The following is a 3,949-nucleotide window of genomic DNA, read 5'->3' on the forward strand; positions in this document are numbered from 1 at the left end:
ATCTCCAACGTCACTTATTTTTCCTGATAAATTGGACACATCCATTAGCATCATTGAACTTTCTTCCTGAAATTTATTATTAAATCTGCGCATGCTATCACTAAAACGTTCAACTTCCCGAATGTATTTATACGGTGGAAATGGAGGATAAAATGGCGGAAATAATTCTTCAAACTCAAAGATATCTTCTTCTGTTAAATCATATTCTCTCAATATTGAAATTAATTCCTTCCAATAACGTCTATTGAGTTCTCTTATTCGTTTGACAGCTCTCCCGTTCATTTTTGGTCTCCATTTTTACTGGCTAGCGGGTTGCGGTTAACCTGCCGAAAGACGCTTTGAGAAACTTCAAAATGCCAATTTATGCCCCGCGTTTTTCGGTCAGAGTTGAACCGCTGGTTAGGCTAAATCTGGTTCATAAACAATATATTGTTGTGCTAAACTATCTATAAAATCAGTAGTAATTGTTTTTCGAAAACTTTGATAAGTTTTAAATGTTTTATCATTACCTAATTTAAGTTGTATTTGAAAAACTATTCTGGACAAATTAAGTATTTCATTAATGTCATCTACATTGCTTAATAAAAATTCAATATTGAATATTTTAGATTCTTTGGGTGGAATGATAATTTGATGAAACCAATTAATAGTTTCAGGAACACTATGAGCACCTGTTTCCGTTGAACCTAAATTTTTAACAAAATGATTAGCACGAAAATAAAAGTAGTTGTTTTGCGTACCTCTTATCGCAAGCCTTATATCAGTTATTGCCTTATGTTTATTTCCTGAATTATAAAATGCTATAGGTAAGATACATCTCATTCCACTTCTATCAACGTTTTCATCACTATATAAAAATTCTAAACCAAAAGACCTTATAGGCGGAACATAGATTTTCCCCTTCTTGTATTGAAGATATATCGAAATTATTGATACAATCAATGAAAATGCAGCAATAAAAATTGCATAGAATTCAGTACTACTATAGAATTTATTATTATTAACTAAGTGAATTTGAAGAGTATCCATAGCATCTCATAATATAATATTTTACTTAGGCCTAACGTTCCTTGCTCACAAGCGCCGTGTTTTTTACTCACCTGACAAGCCAGCACTTTTTAACACAACTGCAACAACCTCTCAAATCACCACCGACTGAAGGCGTCTTGTGTAGCAAAATGTTAAACGCCTGGCACAAACAATGGTTACCTTTCTTAATGCAAAATACGAAGCAAAATATCTTCAAGCAAGCGGCAACCGGAACCATTTTAAAGAGCATTCCATCTTTCAGGGCACAAGGCAAAAAGGCCACACCTTAAAATAAAGAGCTATTATAATTAAATGGGCTTTTTGCACCCTATGCGGGACGTTATTTTATTTTACAAAAATAGTTATTTTTTGCTTCTCCAGTTGCTGCGCCTACTAAGGGCATTTATTCATTTAATTATGAGGTTATCCGCTCCGCCAAGCACTGAATCACTTCTATCAGACTGTGTTACAACATGAGTTACAGCTTCCAAGTTAGAGCCATCGTTAAATTACTTTTCACATTTTTCTTAATTATCACTTTGTTAATATAAGTTTAATGTAGCGTGACATTTGTTTTTGTGGGTAATGGCCCTCTTCGAAAAGCTCAAGGTGCCACGTGTGAGCAGTTTGAGCTTCTCGGCACGAAGTGTTCCCCTCACGACGTGATAAAGTTTTCATTGGTAAAGACTGACCGCTACTAATAATTTTAAATGTCACACTACATTAGTTTTTCTATAGCAATATTATAAAGTTTCGTATAACCGGGGAGATGTACACCATGTTTTACTGCAATCATTATATTAATATTTTCATTTGAAAAGAATTTTTCTTCAATAGCAATGCCATCTCTATCACAAGCAACATGATACTTATATTTCCCTTTTGAATCTTTTCTTATCCAATACATATATCCTTCTTCCCAATTAATTACAGTAGCAATCGCTTCTAATAGAGAATCCATTTCTTCTTCGCTAAATGACTGTCTTTTCAATTTAAGGGACATTTCACGTAAATTATTTTGATTTCGCTTGACAAATATTTTTGTAAAATCTTTTTCAAAATATTCTTCCAATGAATGGCTGATTTTTATTAACTCTTTAATAATGTTAGTTTTTCTTGATTTCATTAGTCTATCCTTTTCACTTGTAGTAATATCGCACTGTTCCTTGACAGGAACTAAACAATGAAAACTCCCTTCCGCCTTTCCAGGTTGATTAATCATTAGAGCAACTTCTTTCATTCGATTGTACCCAGTTAAATCTGTTCTAATTACAGCGGCTTTAAAAGGAAAATTGGTTAAAGAAAAAAGGTCTGTAAATGGAGGACGTATGCCTTGCGCAAATATAAGTCTTTTTTTGTTTGGATTGTCTTTGATTTCATTTGAAATCCGAAAAAGATTTTCTTTCCAATCATCTGCATACTCACCTGTTATTAGAGTTAATTCATATTGAAATTTACTTTCAGTTTGAATGATTCTTTTACTTTCTTTAGCTAATTTTTCTAATTGCTTACCCCGACTACTTGTAACTAATATCTGATCTGCATCTGAGTTTTGAATTATTTTAAGTAAGTCATTGGTTAGATCTTCAGTTATTCTAATATCAAAACTTGCTAAAATGTCTTCTTCATTTGATTTTTTAAATAATCCCATTTTTATTTCCTCCTTTAATATTGTTTAACGACTAAGCTCACCTGCCGCTATGGAGCGCTAGCGGAATAGCGGTCAGGTGAAGCGATTTGTTATGTGATGACCACTCTGCCTTTTTAAAAGTGCTACTTTATCTTCCCATCGATTGTATCTAAGAACGTTCTTATGGCAAGTTTCTTTCGATCATCCAACTGTTCAAAATCCGAAGAAGAAAATATCTTCCTTATTCGAGGTTCTACTTCTTTTAAGTCCACAAACTCTTCAACGCTCTTGAGATGAATTCGCCAGTGTATTCTTCCAACATAATCTGACATACCGTAACTTGTAGACTTACTTAAGAAACTGGTAATGAAGTCAATCAAACCATCATCGTTTTTTGTTGTATTTTTCACGAAGCTATTGATTTTATCTTGTTGTCCCCATTCTTTCCACCTGAAAAGAATAGAAGGTAAATGTCTGTGCTTTGCTAATCGGCCATCTTCAGCCCAAATTTCAATTTTGTTGCAAGCAAGTTTTTCCAATTCTTCAAGTTGCTCCGAATTTACAGTTAGCTTCTCTTCAGGCTCCGGAGTTTCTTTAGAACCATATTTGCCATGCTGCTGATCCTGTACGCTTACCTCATGAACAATGGTATACAAGCTTCTCGTGGCTTTCTCTATAGCGTGTTTGAAAATGTTAAATCTCCTTTCTTGGCTATCAAAACGATGACTGAGTTGATAGAAGAGACGGAGAAGCCTCATCGGCGTATCTATCCCCAAAAAACCTGAATCTCCTTCGGGGAACATATCACCTATATCCATCAGAACAGTGATAATAGGTTCTATATTTTCCTCTGGAATATCACTTCGAGTATAATCCTCTAACCGCTCAAGAAATCTTATTATTCTCCCATCTTCATTGAGCTTTAAGAGGGCTTCAGAAAATAAATCAGGATTATTTCCTAACGATAATATTGTTTCAATTTCTCTCTGAGAGATTTCTCCTTTTGGGAGGGAAAGTCTAAAGAACGTGTCAAAAATATCAGGGCTACATATTCGGCAATCTTTTCTCCAACTACCTAACCATTCAGATCCATAGAAAGTATTGCCATAAATGGATTCGAGCTTTGGAAATAGCCGTTTCAAGAAATTCTTCAAAATTTCTGGAGGAGGATCATTTACTCTGTTAATAATCTCATAACAGCGTTTTTTTGCTTGTTCTTTTAACACATCATTTCTTCGTAAAGCATCAAACACTCCTGCAAAAATGTCCTTATTATCTCTTATTCCATAG

Annotated in this window: 4 protein-coding genes; all 4 read right to left on the reverse strand. The window is 34.2% G+C overall.

The genetic code is table 11. The features are described from left to right. Positions 1-282, reverse strand: a 282-nt coding sequence (locus tag D6734_08945) for a hypothetical protein (protein ID RMF93928.1), incomplete at its 3' end; no start/stop codon positions are given. 117 nt (positions 283-399) lie between these two features. Beyond that, positions 400-1,029: a hypothetical protein gene (locus D6734_08950; GenBank protein ID RMF93929.1), complete on the reverse strand. Its 630-nt coding sequence runs from the start codon at positions 1,027-1,029 to the stop codon at positions 400-402. 718 nt (positions 1,030-1,747) lie between these two features. Next, entirely contained in the window at positions 1,748-2,680 is a 933-nt protein-coding gene (locus D6734_08955; protein ID RMF93930.1) for a hypothetical protein, read from the reverse strand. Positions 2,681-2,802: 122 nt separating this feature from the next. Then, a partial coding sequence (locus tag D6734_08960; protein ID RMF93931.1) for a hypothetical protein occupies positions 2,803-3,949 on the reverse strand: 1,147 nt, incomplete at its 5' end.

This window comes from Candidatus Schekmanbacteria bacterium (assembly GCA_003695725.1).
Lineage (GTDB): Bacteria > Schekmanbacteria > GWA2-38-11 > GWA2-38-11 > J061 > J061.

Coding starts and splice junctions, on each gene's coding strand:
- D6734_08950 (RMF93929.1), bottom strand. CDS start 1,029: ATGGATACTCTTCAAATTCACTTAGTTAATAATAATAAATTCTATAGT.
- D6734_08955 (RMF93930.1), bottom strand. CDS start 2,680: ATGGGATTATTTAAAAAATCAAATGAAGAAGACATTTTAGCAAGTTTT.